General features: G+C 64.2%; 14 protein-coding genes. 5 read left to right on the top strand and 9 right to left on the bottom strand.

Going from position 1 to position 14,966, the window contains the following annotated elements:
* Window positions 1–35: 35 nt before the first annotated feature.
* The 4 genes from ACFMO5_RS04635 to ACFMO5_RS04620 form a co-directional block, all read right to left on the bottom strand.
* On the bottom strand, window positions 36–830 hold the full coding sequence (locus tag ACFMO5_RS04635; RefSeq protein WP_376791589.1) for an ABC transporter permease subunit: 795 nt from the start codon (window positions 828–830) through the stop codon (window positions 36–38).
* A gap of 62 nt (window positions 831–892) precedes the next feature.
* A complete protein-coding gene (locus ACFMO5_RS04630; protein WP_376791588.1) occupies window positions 893–1,804 on the bottom strand; it encodes an ABC transporter ATP-binding protein in 912 nt (303 codons plus the stop codon).
* Complete coding sequence (locus tag ACFMO5_RS04625; protein WP_376791587.1) at window positions 1,801–2,343, bottom strand: shikimate kinase; 543 nt, start codon at window positions 2,341–2,343, stop codon at window positions 1,801–1,803. The genes ACFMO5_RS04630 and ACFMO5_RS04625 overlap by 4 nt, the downstream gene beginning before the upstream one ends.
* A gap of 57 nt (window positions 2,344–2,400) precedes the next feature.
* The gene (locus ACFMO5_RS04620) at window positions 2,401–2,862 is read right to left on the bottom strand and encodes a dTDP-4-dehydrorhamnose 3,5-epimerase family protein (protein ID WP_376791586.1); all 462 of its coding nucleotides are present in this window, start codon (window positions 2,860–2,862) and stop codon (window positions 2,401–2,403) included.
* Between the two features lie 392 nt (window positions 2,863–3,254).
* On the opposite strand from ACFMO5_RS04620, the gene ACFMO5_RS04615 reads away from it, so the two are divergent.
* The 3 genes from ACFMO5_RS04615 to ACFMO5_RS04605 are packed head-to-tail and all read left to right on the top strand — an operon-like array spanning window position 3,255 to window position 6,292.
* On the top strand, window positions 3,255–3,881 hold the full coding sequence (locus tag ACFMO5_RS04615; protein ID WP_376791585.1) for a LysM peptidoglycan-binding domain-containing protein: 627 nt from the start codon (window positions 3,255–3,257) through the stop codon (window positions 3,879–3,881).
* Between the two features lie 14 nt (window positions 3,882–3,895).
* The gene (locus ACFMO5_RS04610) at window positions 3,896–4,471 is read left to right on the top strand and encodes an NUDIX domain-containing protein (RefSeq protein WP_376791584.1); all 576 of its coding nucleotides are present in this window, start codon (window positions 3,896–3,898) and stop codon (window positions 4,469–4,471) included.
* Window positions 4,472–6,292 (top strand): VanW family protein, encoded by a 1,821-nt coding sequence (locus ACFMO5_RS04605; protein ID WP_376791583.1) that lies wholly within the window; start codon window positions 4,472–4,474, stop codon window positions 6,290–6,292. It abuts the gene before it with no gap.
* A 42-nt stretch (window positions 6,293–6,334) separates the two neighbouring features.
* Here the strand turns inward: ACFMO5_RS04605 and ACFMO5_RS04600 are convergent, their stop codons facing one another.
* The 3 genes from ACFMO5_RS04600 to aroQ all read right to left on the bottom strand — a co-directional run bounded on the left by ACFMO5_RS04600 (window position 6,335) and on the right by aroQ (window position 9,423).
* On the bottom strand, window positions 6,335–8,221 hold the full coding sequence (locus ACFMO5_RS04600; RefSeq protein ID WP_376791582.1) for a protein kinase: 1,887 nt from the start codon (window positions 8,219–8,221) through the stop codon (window positions 6,335–6,337).
* An 85-nt stretch (window positions 8,222–8,306) separates the two neighbouring features.
* A complete protein-coding gene (locus tag ACFMO5_RS04595; RefSeq protein WP_376791581.1) occupies window positions 8,307–8,846 on the bottom strand; it encodes a DUF4058 family protein in 540 nt (179 codons plus the stop codon).
* 133 nt (window positions 8,847–8,979) lie between these two features.
* Window positions 8,980–9,423 (bottom strand): type II 3-dehydroquinate dehydratase, encoded by a 444-nt coding sequence (gene aroQ, locus ACFMO5_RS04590; RefSeq protein WP_376791580.1) that lies wholly within the window; start codon window positions 9,421–9,423, stop codon window positions 8,980–8,982.
* A 568-nt stretch (window positions 9,424–9,991) separates the two neighbouring features.
* Here aroQ and ACFMO5_RS04585 point away from each other — a divergent pair.
* Together ACFMO5_RS04585 and topA are read left to right on the top strand one after the other, a co-directional pair.
* Window positions 9,992–11,071, top strand: a complete 1,080-nt coding sequence (locus ACFMO5_RS04585; protein ID WP_376791579.1) for a mannose-1-phosphate guanylyltransferase — start codon at window positions 9,992–9,994, stop codon at window positions 11,069–11,071.
* Between the two features lie 199 nt (window positions 11,072–11,270).
* Entirely contained in the window at window positions 11,271–13,445 is a 2,175-nt protein-coding gene (gene topA, locus ACFMO5_RS04580; protein WP_376791578.1) for a type I DNA topoisomerase, read from the top strand.
* Window positions 13,446–13,542: 97 nt separating this feature from the next.
* Here the strand turns inward: topA and ACFMO5_RS04575 are convergent, their stop codons facing one another.
* Both ACFMO5_RS04575 and ACFMO5_RS04570 read right to left on the bottom strand, forming a co-directional pair.
* Window positions 13,543–14,325: an ABC transporter permease gene (locus ACFMO5_RS04575; protein ID WP_376791577.1), complete on the bottom strand. Its 783-nt coding sequence runs from the start codon at window positions 14,323–14,325 to the stop codon at window positions 13,543–13,545.
* Window positions 14,322–14,792, bottom strand: a complete 471-nt coding sequence (locus tag ACFMO5_RS04570; RefSeq protein ID WP_376791576.1) for a pyridoxamine 5'-phosphate oxidase family protein — start codon at window positions 14,790–14,792, stop codon at window positions 14,322–14,324. The genes ACFMO5_RS04575 and ACFMO5_RS04570 overlap by 4 nt, the downstream gene beginning before the upstream one ends.
* Window positions 14,793–14,966: the final 174 nt, after the last annotated feature.

The raw sequence follows: 14,966 nt of genomic DNA, 5'->3' as shown, positions 1-14,966 counted from the left end.
TTCACGTGAAACATCCCGGCGGCGCCCGCTCCCTATTATCGCCACCGGGTCAGGATCGTTTCCCGCTCGAATATGGCCACGGCCAGGGCGAGGAGGAGCGCATCCGCCCCCACGAGGAAGACGGCGATCCATGCGAGCAGTGTCCCGCTCAGCCAGAGGATCCCGAAGCTCTGGCCGATGATCAAGCCCAGCAGGGGGAGGATCACCACCATGCCGATTTGTTCCGCCAGGCGAGGGTCGTTCACCCGCGAGGAGACGATCAGGCCGGTGAGGGTCGCCAGCAAGGTGATCAGGGGGGCCAGGAGGAAGATCTGGAGCCATGCCGTCGGCCCCCAAAGGACTTCCAGGGCGGGCGGGGAGAGGCGGATCCCATGGGCGGCGGCCACCACGAGAAAGTAAGCCCCCCAGCTGAGGGCGATCCCCGGGCATGCGGCCGCAACGGCTTTGCCCGCGAGCAACTCCCCGGTGGTCACCGGCGTGGCCAGCAGCGGCTCCAGGGCCTTCTCCCGCTTCTCCCCCACCACGCTGTAGGTCGCGATCGTCATCGGGATCGCCAGCGGGGCGATCCAGAACAGCAGCATGAATTGAGCGGCGAGAAAGACCTCCAGTTGGGTCTGCAGCGGCAGGTGACCCAGCCGGCGGGCCAGCGCGGGGGGCAGCTGACCAGATGGCGCTTGGGAAGGCGGGAGCTGACGGATCGTGGTGAGGCTGACGATCGGGATGGCGGCGAACACAATCGGAAGGATGATCATCAGCATCACCACATAGCGGTTCCGCAAGGCATCCTGGAACTCCTTATCCATCACGGCGGCGATCCGACGGAGGCTCATCGCTTGCGTTCCTCTCGGGTATTTCCCAAAGGCGGGGCACCCCCAAGGGGTGCCTCTACACCCTACCCGCCCGCTCGAACGATTTGTAAATAGAGCTCCTCCAGGGAGACCTTGATTGGGGTCACGCTCAGGATCGGCGCGCCCGCCTCCACCAGCGCACGGACCAGATGGGGGGTGGTGGTCCGCAGGTCGGTCACTTGGATCTCCAGGCGGCCGTTCCGGACCGCCGCCTGGATGACCCCGGGTTGTCCCTGGACCCGAGGGAGATACGGCTCCGGCTCCCCGTCGATCTCGATGGCCAGCATCGGCCCGAACCGCTGGGCCCGCAATCGGTCGGGTGTATCCAGGGCCAGCAGGCGGGTGCGCAAGATCGCCACGCGATCCCCCAGACGCTCCGCTTCCTCCAGATCGTGGGTGCACAGGAGGATCGCGCGCCCCTGGCCCTTCAGGGCGCGAAGCCGCTCGCGGACCTCCAGCGCGGCCTCCGGATCCAAGCCCGCAGTGGGCTCGTCCAGCAAGAGGATCGGAGGGTCATGCAGGAGGGCTCGGGCCAGGGCCAGGCGCTGGCGCATGCCTTTGGAGAAGGTGGCCACCGGGTCCCGGGCGCGGTCCGCCAGGCCGAACTGCTCCAGAAGCTCCATCGCCCGGCGGCGCGGGGAGGGAACGCCATAGAGGCGCGCGTAGATCTCCAGGTTCTTCCACGCGGGAAGGCGCTCCCAGAACCCCGGGGTCTCCGGCAGGTAGCCGATTTGGCGACGCAACGCATGGGATTCCGGCGTCATGAGTTCCCCACGGATCCAGACGCGCCCGAATGTTGGAGAAATCAAACCAAGGATGAGGCGGAGGGTGGTGGTTTTGCCGGCCCCGTTCGGTCCCAGGAGGGCCAGCAGCTCCCCTTCATGGACCTCGAAGGACAGCCCCTCCAGCGCCAGCGTGCCGTTGTAGCGCTTGGTTAAATGCTCCGTGCGGATCATTCGGTTATCCCTTCCCTTTCGAGCAACCGGTAACGATGGAGGATCTCCTCGACCACCTCGTCGGGCGAGCGACCGGTGGTGTCCACCCAATGGGGGATCGCTCGATAAGCCGCTTCCCGGGCCTCCCAGAGGGCTTTCAAGCGCTCCAGGAGGGTTTCGCCGGGCTGGAGGCGGAGGAGCGGCCGATCATCGGCCTCTGCCAGCCGCCGGGCCACCTCCTCAAGTTCCGCATACAAAAAGAAGAGATGGCCTCCGGCTTGCAGGGCAGCTCGATTGGCAGGGCTCACGCAGGTCCCCCCACCGGTGGCCAGCACCCACCCTCGGGGGTGGGACCATTCCTGACACAAGGCGGCTTCCATCCGCCGGAACGCCGCCTCGCCCTCGTGCTCGAAGATCTCCGGGATCGATCGCCCGGCCCGCCGCGCGATCTCCTCGTCGAAATCCAAGAACGGCCATCCCAGCCGGGCGGCAAGCCGACGCCCAACGATGGTCTTCCCCGTTCCCACAAAGCCGGTGATCACAAGATTACGCAAGGGCATCACAGGCTCCGGATCGTCGCTATCGTTTATGCGCGCAGGGTGGTCCATCCAATCGGATCAGCGAATCGGCGGCGGCGCCAGCCAATCGTAGCCGATGGTCGGGTCGTCATGGGGAATACGGCCCTCATCGGAAGGATCATAGGTCCGCGAGGTGATGTAGAAGAGATGCACCGGTGTGGGGCTCACGACTTTGCACCCGTGGGCAACGCCGGGCGGGATCTTCAGCACCCGCGGCGGAGCGTGATCGCCGAGGTAGAGCTCCATCGTCTGACGGTAAGTCGGCGAATCCGGTCGGAGATCGTGGAGAGCGACTTTGAGGGTTCCGCTCGCCACATACCACCAGTCGGTCTGCTTCCAGTGGATGTGCCAGGCTTTGATCACGCCAGGATACATCAACGAATGGCTCCACTGAGCGAACCCTTCCGCGAAGAACGGGTCGGTGATCCGGATGATCTCTCGGAAGAACCCCCGATCATCCACATGGGTAACGAGCTCCTTGATCTCCACACCGGCGATCATCGAAGCCTCCTATGGGAGCTTTTGATGTGCAACCTGAGATCGGACGACCTCAATAACCACCTCAAGCCAATCATAGCCTAAACGGGAAATGCGGTGTAGAAAACGTGCCATGGGAATGCGTATGCTTCATTCGCAATCCCTGAAAGCCCCAAAGTTAAAAAACGGACCAAGCAGTACGGCCTCCCTTGGCTCATTTTTGGAAGAGCGAGACCGTCGCGCTGAAATGCGCCACGTATTTGAGCGCTCTATTCTAGCTCCTGGCAGGGATCCGGCGCTCTGTAAACCGATACGGGATCTCTTGCCCTTTGGCTCCTGCTGTGTTAGTCTGTTGTTACCCTTTTTGGACCGCTGAGGATATCCATTCAAGCGGTTGATCCTCGCAGGAGGCGCCTATGGCTCGCAAGCGTTGGATCCATGCCCTGCCTTGGTTCGGCTTAACCATGCTGATCGTCCTGACGGCGTGCCGCCCCACCCGCTCGCGCTCCGGCCCTGCGCCCACAGCGACGCCGCAGGGGTTGCTTTTCGGCCAGCCGACGGCGACCGTTGTTCCAATGGTTATGCCCACACCGACCCAGCTCCCGGTGACCCCACTCGCTCCGGAAGGGGCCCCATCCCCCACGCCGATGATCTCTCCGTTGCCCACACCGACCCTGGCCCCCATCGCCCCGGCTCCGACCGCTGCGCCGTCCACCGGGGTGACCCATGTGGTCCAGCCTGGGGAAACGCTGTTCCGCATCGCCCTGCGTTATGGGACCACGGTGCAGGCCATTGTGGAGGCCAACAACCTCATTAACCCGGATTTCATCGTGCCCGGACAACGGCTGGTGATCCCCACCACGGGCGCATCCCCAGGAACCCCCACCGGGGGCGAGCAGATCTATATCGTGCAGCCCGGGGATAATCTGTTCCGCATCGGCTTGAAGTTTAACATGCTATGGACGGTGATCGCGGCCCGCAATGGGATCACGAACCCGAATGCCATCTACCCCGGGCAACGCCTGATCATTCCGAGCCCGTGAGCAGGGCGGAGGCGATGGGCTTCAAGAACAATGAAGACTTTAAGGAGGACCCCGTTGTGGAAGAGGTCCCTCTGGAGAGCCGCCGAATCTATGAGGGCCGGATCCTAAACTTACGGGTCGACACGGTTCGCTTGCCTTCCGGGGGAACGGCGATCCGGGAGGTTGTGGAACACCGCGGGGCGGTGGCCATCGTCCCGATCCTGGACGACGGCCGGGTGGCGTTGGTGCGCCAGTTCCGTTACGCGATCGGCGCGGTCTCCTTGGAGATCCCGGCAGGCACTCTGGAGCCCGGGGAGGATCCTCTGATCTGTGCCCGTCGGGAGCTGGAGGAGGAGACCGGCTATCAGGCCGCCCGCTGGGAGCGGCTGGGAGCGATCTGGCCGACACCGGGTTACAGCACCGAGGAGATCGTTCTCTTCATCGCCCGGGATCTGACGCCAGGTCCGGCGCAGCCGGAGTTCGATGAAACGTTGAGCGTGGTGACCATGTCTTGGCCGGAGATCTGGGCGGCGATCGATGAGGGGCGCCTGCGCGACGCCAAAAGCATCGTCGCTCTGACATGGGCTGCCCGCCGCTTGGGAGGAGGGTAAATGGCCGGCGAGGCGACTTCGATCCGTTCAACCCGTTCGACCCTCACGTTTTATGTCTCAGCGATTCTGCTCCTCGCTGTAGGACTGGGGCTCCTGACCGCCGGCGTCCTGGAATGGATTTACGCGAACCGGATCTGGCCGGGGGTCTTCATCGGCGCGACCGCCGTCGGCGGCCTGAGCGAGGAGGAGGCCCGCATCCGATGGGAGGCGACCCTGCCGGATCCTCAACGCCCGCTCTTCGTGTTGGAAGGGCCAGGGTTCCAACGCGCCGTTTCGCTGGCGGATCTGGGCGCCCGCGTGGATCTTCCGGGCACGCTCCAAGAGGCCATGCGGGTTGGCCGGGAACAGGGCCTCGCCGATTGGCCGGAACGGATTGCGATCTGGTGGTCCGGCCGGGTGGTGCCGCCGCGGGTAGAGGTCGATGCGGCGATCCTGGACGCGCGGGTGGCGGAGCTGGCGGCAGCGATCGATCGTCCCCCGCGGGATGCTTCCCTGGAGATTCGAGGGGATCAGGTGATCGTCCTCCCGGCCGAGGCGGGGGCTCGCTTGGATCGAGAGGCCACCCGGGCCCGCTTGTTGGAAGCGCTGGCCACTTTGCAGCCCACGGCGATCCGGCTTCCGGTGGAGATCGTGCCGCCGGCCGTGACGGAGGTGGAGCCGGCGCGGACGCAATTGAGCCAGTGGCTGCAGGGCCCGATCCATCTGTTTGTGCCTACGGAAACCCTCACGGTTCCGCTGTCCCTTCCCACAACGGGTCCGTGGGAGCTCTCCCCCGCGGAGCTGGCGGGGATGATCACGTTGGTTCGCGTGGATTCCCCTTCGCCTCATCTGGAAGCTCGGCTGGAGGATGCACGTCTTCAGGAGTGGCTGGCGCCCATCACCGCCACTCTGCAAGCGGACCCGGTGGACGCTCGGTTTGTCTTTGATGAAGCTCGCAGGCAACTGATCCCCATCGCTCCCTCCCGTTGGGGGTATCGTATGGACATCCCGACCACCGTGGCCCGCGTCCGCGAGGCCCTCTCCGCCCCCACCCGGGAGGTTCCGATCGCTCTCACTCTGATCCCACCCCGCTATCCTGAGACCGCCACCGCGGAGGCGTTAGGGATCACCGGCCTCATCGCCCAGGCCACCACGAACTTCAAGGGCTCCCCGCCGCCGCGGGTGCGGAACATCACCCTGGGAGCCTCTCGGATGCACGGCGTGGTGGTCCCGCCTGGGGAAGTGTTCTCCTTCAACGCCCATTTGGGGGATGTCAGCGTGGACACCGGCTTTGAGGAGGCGTTGATCATCTACAACGGGCGGACGGTCCGGGGCGTGGGCGGGGGGCTTTGCCAGGTTTCCACTACGCTGTTCCGGGCTGCTTTCTTCGGCGGCTTTCCGATCGAGGAACGATGGCCCCACGCCTATCGGGTGGGGTGGTATGAGCGGACCTTCGGGCCGGGGCTCGACGCGGCCATCTTCTCCCCCTATGCGGATTTCAAGTTCCGGAACGATCGGGAAACCCCTATCCTGATCGCTGCGGAGGTCAATCCCGAAGCGGGGACGTTAACGTTTAAGATCTACGGTTCGGATGACGGACGGAGGGTGACCGTTGAGGGCCCCTTCGTCTCGAACGTCGTTCCCCACGGTCCCCCCGTTTACGAGGAAGATCCCACGCTGCCGAAGGGGAAGATCGTCCAGGTGGACTGGGCGGTGGATGGGGCGGATGTGCTGGTGAAACGGAAGGTCGAGAAAGATGGGCAGATCCTTTATGAGGATCGAGTGTTTACCCGTTACCAGGCCTGGCAGGCCGTTTTCAAGGTTGGGACGGGGGAACCTTAATCGGGGCACTCGCCCCACGTGTGATGGTGTGTAACCTTTGGATCAGGGACGGATCGTGAGCTCGCTGATGAGGACGCTGTTGTTAATGGCGCTGGAATAGCCGGGCGTCAGGACGACGACCCGAGCCGCCGGGTTGCCTTCCGGATAAAGACCGGTCCGGAGCTGATACGTCCCGGGAGGTGCGCCCCCTGGGATGGGCAGCGCGAGGGGATCCCGGACGATTTGCCCGGGCTGCCAGGCCGGGATCGGAGGGTTGGGCTGAGCGTCCCGCTGGGCGATCAGCTGGCCGTTCGGTCCGATCAGGTGCACGAAAATCACCAGCGGTTGGTCCACCCGCTGCAGGGAGCGCCACTCCAGGGTGGCGACCACGATTTCTCCCGCCCGGAAGGCCCGCTGGGGCAGATCCACCGCATCCAGCATCACCCAGTTGGCGAAGTTCGCCCCGATCTCGATCCGCGTCCCCGCGCTGACCGTGAGCGTCAGCGGCTGTCCCACCCCGAGGACCGCCCCTGGCGGCGGCGTTTGGCTCAGGATCCGCCCGGGCGGTTCCGGGCTCCACACCCGCTCCACCCGCACATCCCACCCGTAAGAGCGCAAGCCATTCAAGACGTTCTCATCGAGTGTATAGCCCAGCACGTTGACCACCGGGTAGGCCGGCGCGCCCCGGTTGACGGTCACCTGGATGGTCTCCCCGGGATGGAGGGTGGCTCCTGGGGCAGGATCCTGAGCGATCACCACCCCGGCGGGCTGCTGGGGATCTTCCACCTCGCGGACGACGGAGAGGTTCAGTCCGAGGCCGATGGCCCGCGCCTGAGCGTCGACAACCGGCAGCCCGCGGAGATCCGGGACTTGGATGGCAGGGGCAATCGTCGGCGGAGGCGTAGGGGTGGGAAGGCCGGTGGGGCTCCCCAGCCACGCGCGATAGACCAGCAGCCAGAGGGGGATCAGGCCCAACACGGCTAAGGCGGCCAGGGCGCCCAACAGCCAGACCAGCCAGTCCCGCTCCTCGGGGATCGCGGGAGCGGTCGGGACGAGGCGGGGTGTCGGAACAGCAGGAGTAGAGGAAACCGGTCGGGTGGTCGGTTCGACGGGCTCCTCGGGAAGGCCGGGCAGGGTGGGCGTCGGATAACGCTGGAGCAGCACACGGCCCAGTTGATCCGCATTCCGATAGCGGCGGGCCGGCTCTTTCTCCAAACATGTCATGACGATCTCCACCAAATCATCCGGAAGCCCGGGCTGAAACGTTTTCGGGGAGGGCGGCGCCTGGGTCAGATGAGCCTGCAGCAATTCGGTCGGCGTGGCGGCCTCGAACGGCAGACGGCCGGTGAGCATCTCATATAAGATGAGGCCCAGACTGTATACGTCCGAGGCGGACGTGGGAGGCTGGCCAGCGGCCTGCTCGGGCGAAAGGTATTGAGGGGTCGCCCACGTCCCTCGATCCTGACCGGGAGACCACATGGCGATAGCGATGCCGAAGTCGGCCACTTTCACCTCGCCCGACCGACTCACCAGGATGTTCTGGGGTTTGAGATCCCCGTGGACGATGTTGTTGCGATGGGCGTAGCCGACCCCGGCGCAGACTTGAAGGAAGAGCTCCAGCGCCCGCTCGACCGCGAGGGGCGCGCCATGGCGGATGAGGACCTTCAGGTCCCACCCTTCCACATATTCCATCACGAAATACGGCTGACCGTTCTCCCAACCGAAGTCGTAGACGGTCACGATGTTGGGATGCGAGAGGCTGGCCAGCAGGCGGGCCTCGATTTCCAGCCGCTGGCGCAGCGCCGGGTCCTGCCAGCGATCGTCCCGAAGGACCTTGATGGCCACCGTGCGTTGGAGGACCGTGTCGAACGCCCGGTAGACCACGGCGAACCCGCCACGCCCCAGCGTGCCCAAGATGCGATATCGCCCGGCGAACAACGTTTCGGACATCGTTCTCCTCATCTCATCCCGTAATGGTTCGGCGGTTCATGAAGGCGATCGACCGTTCATTCCTACCGCGAACGAGCCGCAACGCCTACCGGCGGTATCCCTGCTCCCGCAACCGTGCCTCCAACCATACCTCCTCCGCTTCGGATAAGGGAGGAGATGGGGGCGGCTGGCGGTAATCGATCCGCACGCTGGAAGCTCCCCGCTCATAGACCGCAGCCACGGCTGCCCCCAGATCCAACGACGCATCCGGATCCGGCTTCAGGAGCGGCACCGGGAGCACGGGCAGGGGATCCCAACGCTGAATCGGCCATACTTCGACGGTCGGGCGGCGATCCGCCCGGCTGAGGACGACATAATAGGGTGCCGGGGGAACTGGGTCCTCAAGGGGAGGACGTTCTCCACCGCGGAGCCGATCGCTCTCGATCCGATGAACGGGGGAGCGAAGCAGGCCCCGCCGCTTGCGTCGGGAATCGAGATACGCGTCGTGCCCCGCCCGTTTGTTCGCTGGGGAGAGGAGCTCGATCACCGTATGCGCCTGGATCTCCGAGGCCAGGTTGCTCTGGAAATCTGGCCACAACTCCGGCCATTCCCAATATGGATCCATACCCGTGAAAGGAGAAGGCATAAGCGCCCTCCAGCTCCTCCTCATCGGCTTTCATTATAGCGAAAAAGGCTGTCTGGGTCGCGTGTCAGAGGAGGAGACGAACTCATCAGGGGAAGCCCTATCGCTTCCCAATGGGATCAAGCGGCGCGCCTCTCTAAGCCCTTGCCTCTTTCAACAACGCATAAAGCCCCTCGAGCCCCAGCAGATAGCTCCGCCAGCCGAAGCCCAGGACCACACCCCGGCAGACCGGGGCGATCACCGAGACGCGTCGCCACTCCTCTCGAGCTTGGGTGTTGGAGATGTGGACTTCCACGGCCGGGAGGTTCACCGAGACGATAGCATCGCGCAGGGCATAGCCATAGATATGAAGAGCACCGGGGTTGATCAGAATGCCATCCGCCCATCCCCGGGCCTCGTGGATGGCATCGATGAGCGCCCCTTCGTGGTTGGACTGAACGATGCGTAGGGTGACGCCGTGGGCAGCCGCCCACTCCTCCAGCTGCGCGTTGATCTCTTCGAGGGTGGTGGTCCCATAGATCTGCGGCTCGCGGGTTCCCAGCAGATTCAGGTTCGGGCCGTGCAGCACCAGGATGTTCATCGACCACCTCCTAAAAGTGAACGCTGCTCGTGGGCGATGGGAGCGCCAAAGCGACCCTCCGTTGCCCACAGGGAATCCCTGCAGGAAGTTGCGAAACCCGCCGGTTCTGCGTATCGTTATTTTCCGCCGGGACCATATGGCGGGTAGTGATCCGAGCACCGCCCGGCGAAGCGGGAAGGCTCCATGCCCGTCTTCCCCTCCCTGTGGGACTTCATCGCACGAGGAGGGAGGGGAAGACGGATGGGGATGACTGCCTATGGCTTTGTGTACCTGAAGTTTTAATTTTGGGGATATTCAGCGGGGGAGCAAATGGCCGCTTCCTCCTCACCATAGCCCCATGGGCTGTGGGGAGGGAAAGAGAGGGTGGAGAGGCCAAGGGCCCCATCTCCCACTTTAGGCCGTGGGAAGGGGAGATGAAAAATATTTTGGTGGCGAGCCGGGCGCCTTTAGCGTCCGGCTCGCCACCAAGCCCCCACGAGGGAACCAACTGTGTAACTCAGAATCATGAGGAAACCTTAGATCGCGCTTGGGAAGCAGGGATCCCGGGGATTGGGGAGGTGGAGGAATGATGGGCGAACCCTTTGCGGTCATCCTGGCTGGAGGGAGCGGCACACGGCTGTGGCCCCTCAGCCGGCAGAGCCGCCCCAAGCAGATGCTCCGGTTGCTGGGGGAGCGAACGATGTTCCAGCTGACCGTTGATCGCCTGCTCCCGATGTTCAAGCCGGAGCACATCCTGGTGGTCACCGGGCGAGAGCACGCCGAGGAGCTTATCCAGCAGGCCCCAGAGATCCCGCGGGAGAACTTCTTGGTGGAGCCAATTGGCCGCAACACGGCGCCCGCCATTGGCCTCGCCGCCCTTCACCTCCGCCACCGCACCCCCCAGGCGATCATGGCCGTCCTCCCGGCCGATCATTACATTCGGGATGAAGCCCGTTTTCGTGCGGTGCTACGGGCGGCCTTCCAGGTGGCCGAGAGAGGGTTCCTGGTCACCCTGGGCATCCGCCCCACCTACCCCGCCACCGGGTTCGGCTACATCGAGCGGGGGGAGCCCCTGGGGCGGTTCGGGGGCTTCATTGCTTACCGCGTTCTGGCTTTCCGAGAGAAGCCGGACCTGGCCACGGCGGAGCACTTTGTGGCCGGCGGTCGCCACTTCTGGAACAGCGGGATGTTCATCTGGCGGGTCGATCGCATCTTGGAGGAGATCGAGCGGAACATGCCGGAGCTCGCCGCCGGGCTGCGGACCCTGGAGGCGGCCCTCGGGACGTCGGAGGAGACGGCGGTCATGCGCCGGATCTGGCCGGAGATGCCCAACATGAGCATCGATTACGGCGTGATGGAGAAAGCGCAGGAGGTCGCTCTGATCCCAGCGGAGTTCGGCTGGAACGATATCGGCAGCTGGGCAGCGCTCTTGGACATCCTCGCCACCGACGATCAGAGCAATGTGGTCCTGGGGGCTGAGCATCTGGGGCTGGACACCTCTGGCTCATTAATTTTCGGAAACGGCCGGCTGGTGGCTACCCTCGGTATTCAGGATCTCATCATTGTGGACACTGAGGATGTGCTCTTGGTCTGCCACCGCGAGCGGGCTCAGGATGTTCGCCTGTTAGTGGAGATGTTGAAGCGAGAAGGACGGAATGAATATCTGTGAGGTGCAGGCTGCGTGGAGTGGCCCGTACCTCTTCCCCGCAGTCCAAAGGGCTGTAGAGAGAAGAGAGAGCAGCGGATCGATCGATTTCTTGAGGGATTTGGGAGGATGGGCCGGGTGTGAGATGGACAATGGACAGGGGCGTGGCTGATCACAGCCAGCCTGGCTCATCCCCCAAAGTTAGAGCCATCGGAGGGAGGAAATGGCGGAGAAAGGAACGCGCTTAGTGATCGTCGAATCCCCGGCGAAGGCTCGGACGGTGAGCCGCATCCTGGGCCGGGGGTTTATCGTGAAGGCGTCGATCGGTCACGTGCGGGATCTATTGAAATCGCAACTGGCGGTGGATATCGAAAACGGCTTCAAGCCGACCTACCGCGTGCCGAAAGAGAAGCAGGCGGTGGTGCGGGAGCTGCGGGAAGCCGTGAAGGAGGCAGACGAGGTCTACCTGGCCACGGACCCCGATCGGGAGGGGGAAGCCATCGCCTGGCACCTGACGGAGGTCACCCACATCCCACCCTCCAAGCTGCGCCGCGTGGTCTTCCACGAGATCACTGAGCCGGCGATCCGGGAGGCCTTCGCCCATCCCCGCGGCATCGATATGCAGCTGGTGAACGCCCAGCAAGCCCGTCGTGTCCTCGACCGGCTGGTGGGCTACAAACTGAGCCCCCTGCTTTGGGAGAAGGTCCGCGGGCGCCTCTCCGCCGGCCGCGTGCAGTCGGTGGCCCTGCGCCTGATTGTGGAGCGGGAACGGGAGATCCAAACCTTTGTTCCCGAGGAATATTGGACCATCGCCGTCGAGCTCAGCAAGCAGGACGAGGAGCGCACCTTCCGCGCCCGGTTGGTCCGCTACCTGGGGGCGGAGCCGGATCTCAAGAACGAGGAACAAGTGCGCCCGCTGGTGACGGAGCTCGAGGGCGCCATCTACGTCGTCGTCAGCGTCAAGAAGGGCGAACGGCGGCGGCGCCCCGCCGCCCCTTTCACCACCAGCACCATGCAACAGGAGGCCTCCCGCCGCTTGGGCTTCACAGCCCGGCGCACGATGGCGGTGGCCCAGCAGCTCTACGAAGGCTTGCCCCTTGGGGAGGAAGGTTCGGTCGGCCTGATCACCTATATGCGCACCGACTCAACGAACATCTCCCCTCTCGCTCAGGAGGAGGCCCGGCGCTTCATCGCCCAGGCCTATGGAGAGCACCTGCTTCCGCCGGAGCCCCCCGTCTATAAGACCCGGGCCCGGATCGCCCAGGAGGCTCATGAAGCGATCCGGCCCACCTCGGTGTTCCGGACGCCAGAGTCCGTGAAGCCCTACTTGGACCGCGATCAGTACCGCCTGTATGAGCTAATCTGGAAGCGTTTCGTGGCCAGCCAGATGGCCCCAGCCATCCTGGACACCGTGACGGTGGAGATCGTGGCCGTGCCCCAGGCGCTGGTCGCGGATGGGGAGATCCCCCTGGAGGCCTTGGAGAACCCGCGCTATCTCTTCCGGGCCACGGGCTCCGTCATTCGCTTCCCGGGCTTCCTGGTGGTCTATGAGGAAGCTCGAGAGGAGGACGCGAAGTTAGAGGAAGAGGAGGAGGGTGGCGGACTCCTGCCGCCCCTGGAGCCCAACGAGCGGCTGCGCCTCTGGCGGGTGCTCCCGGAACAGCATTTCACCCAGCCCCCGCCGCGCTATACCGAGGCCTCCCTGATCAAGGCCCTGGAGGAATACGGCATCGGCCGGCCCAGCACTTACGCGCCCATCATCTCCACCCTCTTCCAACGCGGCTACGTCGAGCGCGTGGACAAGCGCCTGGTGCCCACGCCGCTGGGGATCACGGTCACGGACCTCCTAGTCCAGCACTTCCCCAACATTATGGATGTGAACTTTACAGCCCAGATGGAGGAAGACCTGGATCGGATCGCAGCGGGCGAGGTCGACTGGGTGGAGGTGCTGCGTCAGTTCTACGGACCCTTCGAGCAACAGCTCCAAGCCGCCCTGGCCAGGATCCAGAAGGTCTCGCTGGACCACGAGGTGCTGGACGAGCAATGCCCGGAGTGTGGGGCGCCGCTGCAGATCCGTTATGGGCGCTTCGGGAAGTTCATCGGTTGCACCCGCTTTCCCGAGTGCCGCTACACCCGCCCCTTCTACAACAAGCTGGGGGTCCCATGTCCGCAGTGTGGCGGAGAGCTTCTGGAGAAGAAGAGCAAACGGGGTCGCACCTTCTATGGGTGCAGCAACTGGCCCACGTGCAACTTCACCACATGGAAACGTCCTCTCAGCGTTCGCTGCCCACACTGCGGGGGGCTCTTGGTGCAGAACAACCGGGAGAACGCACGCTGTCTCAAGTGTGAAGCGGAGATGTCACTGGCGGAGCTGGAGCTGGAGGAGATGAACGAGTAGGAACAGGCCTCGTGCCTGCCCCAGGCCTAGGGGCACCCACAAGGGGTGCCCCTACAAAATACCCCATCTCCCCGCTGCCGGAATGCTTTGGGGCGCGCTATCCTCCTGCGCTGGTGTAATGGCGGAGCGCGTAGCGCCAGAAGGCCCGGCTGATTAGGAAGAGGACCGTGGCGATCAGCAGGCCGGCCAGGATCCCTTCAGGGCGCAGCCAACCCAGGACCGCCTGGGCGGGCACTGTGGTGATGAAGGCGATGGGGACAACAAAGGTTAACACAACCCGGATCCAGGTGGGGAAAGCGGTCACCGGGAAGCGCCCGGCCTCAAAGAAAGTGTAGATCAATTCCATGATGTTTCCGACCTCGACGAACCAGAACGCGAGGGTGATCAGGATCATTAACAAAGAATAAAAGATCACCAGGCCAGAGAGCAGCATCACTCCAAACAGAAGCAGGCGATCCGGCGAGGGCCACCCCAGCCGGCTTAGGGCCCAGGCCACTACCCCCAGGCCCAGCATGATGTCTGTGAGATGCCAAACCTGCATCTGCTGGAAGGAGACCAAGAACTGACTGTCCAGGGGGCGCAGCAGGATGAAATCCAGTGTGCCCTGGCGGATGGCTTCCGGGATCTCCTCCAGGTTCGGTCGGAAGAAGGCGGCCATTACGCCTTCGAAAGCGATAAAAAGCCCGGCGACGATGAGGGCTTCTTCATAACGCCAGCCGCCCAGCCGAGGGCGATGCAGGAAGAACACCTGGAGCGCCGCCAGCGTCCAGAGGGAAGCGGCCACAGCGACCAGGGCGTTGGCCAGGAAATCCGCTCGGTATTCCATGGCCGCCATCAGGCTGGCCTTAAAGAACCGGAGGAGAACGCGCAGGTAGATCATCGCAACCGCCACTCCACCCGGTAGCCGAACCCCCTCGTGTTATCGATCCACCGCACCCAGTGAGGAGTGATCCGATAGAGCCGGGCGTGGGCCAGCGCTTGGGGCAACTCCTCAATGAAGGGGAACTTCGCCCGATAGCGGGCCATCACCCGCTCCCGCTCCTCGGCGTCCTCAACCGGATCTGCCGTCCCGGTCAGTTGAAGGCCTTGAATGGTCTTCCAATCCCACGGCTCGCCGTGGATGGTCACAGCGACTTCCGATCGGACAGCGAGATGAGAGATGTGACGGCTTTCCGGTGAGGAAAGGAAGTAAAGCCGCAATCGCTCATCGTGGACGAAGTATAGGGAGGCTGCGTAAGGCCGCCCGCTCTCATCGGCGGTCGCCAGGGTCAGGGTGGAGCGACGGCTCAGAAAGCGGAGGACCGCCTCCCAAACCTCACCCGTGTGGGGCGGAAGTGCCTCGACCATGAGGCAGGCATCCTTTGACTGTAGATCTTGGGGATCTGCGGAAACGGGCGCTCAAGCGCCCGACTCCAAACGAGGCCCCTAACCCCCAAAGGTTTTTTCTCTCTTTGCCACCCTGATAGTCGCTCCATTCGGTATCTATGACTTCGTGGGGTGCGGGCCGCCGAAGGCGGCCCG

The organism is Thermoflexus sp., assembly GCF_042408365.1.
Taxonomy (GTDB): Bacteria; Chloroflexota; Anaerolineae; order Thermoflexales; family Thermoflexaceae; genus Thermoflexus.
This window is presented reverse-complemented; position numbering and strand designations above follow the sequence as displayed.

What these genes read in the sequence shown, in the direction of transcription:
- ACFMO5_RS04570 (WP_376791576.1), bottom strand. Translation starts at nt 14,792, where the DNA reads ATGGTCGAGGCACTTCCGCCCCACACGGGTGAGGTTTGGGAGGCGGTC.
- topA (WP_376791578.1), top strand. Translation starts at nt 11,271, where the DNA reads ATGGCGGAGAAAGGAACGCGCTTAGTGATCGTCGAATCCCCGGCGAAG.
- ACFMO5_RS04610 (WP_376791584.1), top strand. Translation starts at nt 3,896, where the DNA reads ATGGGCTTCAAGAACAATGAAGACTTTAAGGAGGACCCCGTTGTGGAA.
- ACFMO5_RS04630 (WP_376791588.1), bottom strand. Translation starts at nt 1,804, where the DNA reads ATGATCCGCACGGAGCATTTAACCAAGCGCTACAACGGCACGCTGGCG.
- ACFMO5_RS04600 (WP_376791582.1), bottom strand. Translation starts at nt 8,221, where the DNA reads ATGTCCGAAACGTTGTTCGCCGGGCGATATCGCATCTTGGGCACGCTG.
- ACFMO5_RS04620 (WP_376791586.1), bottom strand. Translation starts at nt 2,862, where the DNA reads ATGATCGCCGGTGTGGAGATCAAGGAGCTCGTTACCCATGTGGATGAT.
- aroQ (WP_376791580.1), bottom strand. Translation starts at nt 9,423, where the DNA reads ATGAACATCCTGGTGCTGCACGGCCCGAACCTGAATCTGCTGGGAACC.
- ACFMO5_RS04615 (WP_376791585.1), top strand. Translation starts at nt 3,255, where the DNA reads ATGGCTCGCAAGCGTTGGATCCATGCCCTGCCTTGGTTCGGCTTAACC.
- ACFMO5_RS04585 (WP_376791579.1), top strand. Translation starts at nt 9,992, where the DNA reads ATGGGCGAACCCTTTGCGGTCATCCTGGCTGGAGGGAGCGGCACACGG.
- ACFMO5_RS04595 (WP_376791581.1), bottom strand. Translation starts at nt 8,846, where the DNA reads ATGCCTTCTCCTTTCACGGGTATGGATCCATATTGGGAATGGCCGGAG.
- ACFMO5_RS04575 (WP_376791577.1), bottom strand. Translation starts at nt 14,325, where the DNA reads ATGATCTACCTGCGCGTTCTCCTCCGGTTCTTTAAGGCCAGCCTGATG.
- ACFMO5_RS04635 (WP_376791589.1), bottom strand. Translation starts at nt 830, where the DNA reads ATGAGCCTCCGTCGGATCGCCGCCGTGATGGATAAGGAGTTCCAGGAT.
- ACFMO5_RS04625 (WP_376791587.1), bottom strand. Translation starts at nt 2,343, where the DNA reads ATGCCCTTGCGTAATCTTGTGATCACCGGCTTTGTGGGAACGGGGAAG.
- ACFMO5_RS04605 (WP_376791583.1), top strand. Translation starts at nt 4,472, where the DNA reads ATGGCCGGCGAGGCGACTTCGATCCGTTCAACCCGTTCGACCCTCACG.